This is a genomic window from Mesorhizobium sp. M7A.F.Ca.CA.002.09.1.1 (assembly GCF_003998555.1).
Lineage (GTDB): Bacteria > Pseudomonadota > Alphaproteobacteria > Rhizobiales > Rhizobiaceae > Mesorhizobium > Mesorhizobium ciceri.
The window spans coordinates 1-3,175 of record NZ_RZRR01000675.1; the positions used below are offsets into that span (position 1 = coordinate 1).

A 3,175-nucleotide genomic window follows, 5' to 3' on the forward strand; every position below is an offset into this window, starting at 1 on the left:
GGTCTACTACCACGGCGGCGGCTTCATCCTCGGCGGGCTCGAAAGCCATGACGACATCTGCGCCGAGCTCTGCGCCGGCACAGGTTTCGACGTGCTGTCGGTCGATTACCGGCTGGCGCCGGAGCATCTTCATCCCGCCGCCTTCGATGATGCGGTGGCCGCCTTCGAATGGGCAGCGGCGAGATCAGGCCTGCCGCTGGTGCTGTGCGGCGAAAGCGCCGGCGGCAATCTCGCCGCGGCGGTGGCGCAGGCGACGCGCCGCCACGCCAGCGCTGCCATTGGCCAGGTGCTGATCTACCCCGAGCTCGGCGGCGACGAGCGCGCCGGCTCCTACATCGAACACGCCGACGCGCCGCTGCTGTCGGTGGCCGACATCGCCTTCTACCGCGACGTCCGTTCGGCCAGGCGCCAATCGCTTGACGATCCGACTTTTGCGCCGCTGCGCGACAAGGATTTCACCGGCCTGCCGCCGACGGTGATCGTCACCCCCGAATGCGACCCGTTGTCCTCGGATGGCGAGACCTACCGCGACCGCATTCTGGCCGCCGGCGGCAAGGCGTGGTGGCACGAAGAGCCGAGGCTGGTGCACAGCTTCCTGCGTGCCCGCACCACGGTGCCGGCGGCGGCGGAAGCGTTTGCGCGGATCGTGGCTGCGGTTGCAGCGCTGGGCAGGGGTGAGTGGCCGTATTGAACATAGCGAAGGCCCCCTCATCCGGCCGCTTCGCGGCCACCTTCTCCCCGCTGGGGAGAAGAGGGAAGCGCCGGCGCTGCAAGTCTCCTCTCCCCTCGGGGAGAGGTCAGCCGAGCGAAGCGGAGGCTGGGTGAGGGGGCGTCTCGCGTGAAGCGCCGGCATCCTCTTTTCAACAATGGAACATAGGAGGTCGAGTCCCGTCGTACCGACCCCCTCTGTCGCCTTCGGCGACATCTCCCCCTCAAGGAGGGAGATTCGCGCCGCGCCATCGTCCAACGCATACGCCAATCGCCGACTCCCCCCGCGGAACCCCGCACAATCACTGCGGAAAAGCGAACACTCCGCGGCGTCACCCCGCTCTATCATTCCCCCTCAGGCAACGGCGCCCCGGCGGTCGCGTCCGCCCCCGCGCCTGTCGATCGGCCGGGGCGATTTTTCTGTGCATGCCATTGTCCCAAAACCGCTGGGCACTTTTGGGCGGCATGCATCAACAACAGGGGAACGACGATGAAATTCATGCTGACCGACCGCAAACTCCACCCGCAAGCCAAACCCGTGGCCGACGATTTCAAGGCCGGCGGCATCAACCGCCGCGAATATCTGGCGCTGATGGCCGGGCTCGGCGTCAGCGCCGCCGGGGCGCTGGCGCTGGGCGGACTTGGCACCATCCCTGCCCGCGCGGCGGAACCCAAGAAGGGCGGCGTCCTGCGCGTCGCCATGAACGTCAAGGGTTTCAAGGACCCGCGCACCTTCGACGGCGTCGAGATGTCCAACGTTGCCCGCCACTGCAACGAATATCTGGTGCGCTGGAACACCGACTTCTCCTTCGAGCCCTGGCTGCTCGAAAGCTGGGAGGCGAGCGACGACGCCAGGATGCTGACCCTGCATGTGCGCAAGGGCATCTCGTGGTCGAACGGCGATGCCTTCAACGCCGACGATGTCATCCACAACCTCACCCGCTGGTGCGATGCCTCGGTGCCCGGCAATTCGGTCGCCGCGCGCATGGGCGCGCTGGTCAATGCCGACACCAAGAAGGTGGTCGATGGCGGCATCGAAAAGGTCGATGACTTCACCATCAAGCTGAACCTGCCCAAGCCCGACATCTCGCTGATCGCCGGCATGGCCGACTATCCCGCACTGATCATGCACCGCTCCTATGAGGGCGACGGCGATCCCCTGAAGGCGCTGGCCATCACCACCGGTCCCTGCGAGCTGGTCAGCTGGGATGCCGAGACCGGTGCCGAGGTGAAGCGCAAAGACAAGCCCTGGTGGAAGGGCGAATTCTACTTGGACGGCATCAAATGGGTCGACTACGGCTCCGACCCCAACGCCATGCTCTCGGCCTTCGAATCCGGCGAGATCGACACCGACCACGAGACCGCTTCCGATGCCGTCTCGCAGACCGAGCAGATGGGGCTGATGAACTCCGAGATCGCCACCGGCTCGACCATCGTCGCCCGCTTCAATGTCGCCAACGCGCCCTATGACGACGTCAAGGTGCGCCGCGCCGCCCAGCTCGCCGTCGACAATGCCGCCGTGCTGGCGCTCGGTCTCGGCGGCCGCGGCAAGCCCGCCGAAAATCACCATGTCGGCCCCATGCACCCCGAATATGCCGATATCGGCCCGGCGAAGCGTGACGTCGAGCAGTCGAAGAAGCTGTTGGCCGAGGCCGGCAAATCAGACCACGAATTCGAGCTCATCTCCGTCGATGTCGAATGGCAAAAGAGCACCGGCGACGCCATCGGCGCGCAGATGCGCGAGGCCGGCCTCAAGATCAAGCGCACCGTGCTGCCGGCCGCCACCTTCTGGAACGACTGGAGCAAATACCCCTTCTCCTGCACCGAATGGCTCGGCCGCCCGCTCGGCGTCCAGGTGCTGGCGCTGGCGTATAAATCCGGCGCCGCCTGGAACGAAAGCGCCTACGCCAATCCCGAATTCGACACGCTGCTAGACAAGGCACTGGCGACACCCGACGCCAAGGCGCGCAAGGAGATCATGGGCAAGATCGAGCAGAATCTGCGCGACTCGGGCATCATCATCCAACCCTACTGGCGCTCGGTCTACCGGACCTGTCGCAAAGGCGTCGAAGGCTGCGAACAGCACCAGGCGCTGGAGCAGCACTTTGAGAAGGTGTGGATTGAGAGTTGAGAGGCGGTCCGCGCTAGCGGACGTAAAGCCAATTGCTTGGCTTTACGAGCCTCGAACGCTCTGAGCCTGCGAAGGGCCGGGCGACGGTGATGCGCCGGCATTTCTAACCTTCTCCCCTTGTGGGAGAAGGTGGATTGCCGCGCAGCGGCAAGACGGATGAGGGGTGTTCCAGCTTGGCGATACGCCAACAGTAAACGCCCTGAACCAGAGCAGAACCTTCACCGCCTCACTCCGTCACGCACCCCTCATCCGTCTCGGCGCTGCGCGCCGATCCACCTTCTCCCACAAGGGGAGAAGGTCAGAAGCGTCAGCGCCCCTTCAAGTGCAGGGCTAGCC

Annotated in this window: 2 protein-coding genes; both read left to right on the forward strand. The window is 65.5% G+C overall.

All coding sequences use genetic code 11. The annotated features are described in order from the left end of the window. The coding region (locus EN994_RS24285) for an alpha/beta hydrolase (protein ID WP_164746135.1) at positions 1 to 691 on the forward strand (691 nt) is incomplete at its 5' end. Positions 692 to 1,198: 507 nt separating this feature from the next. After that, complete coding sequence (locus EN994_RS24290; protein WP_063169619.1) at positions 1,199 to 2,839, forward strand: ABC transporter substrate-binding protein; 1,641 nt, start codon at positions 1,199 to 1,201, stop codon at positions 2,837 to 2,839. Positions 2,840 to 3,175 lie beyond the last annotated feature (336 nt).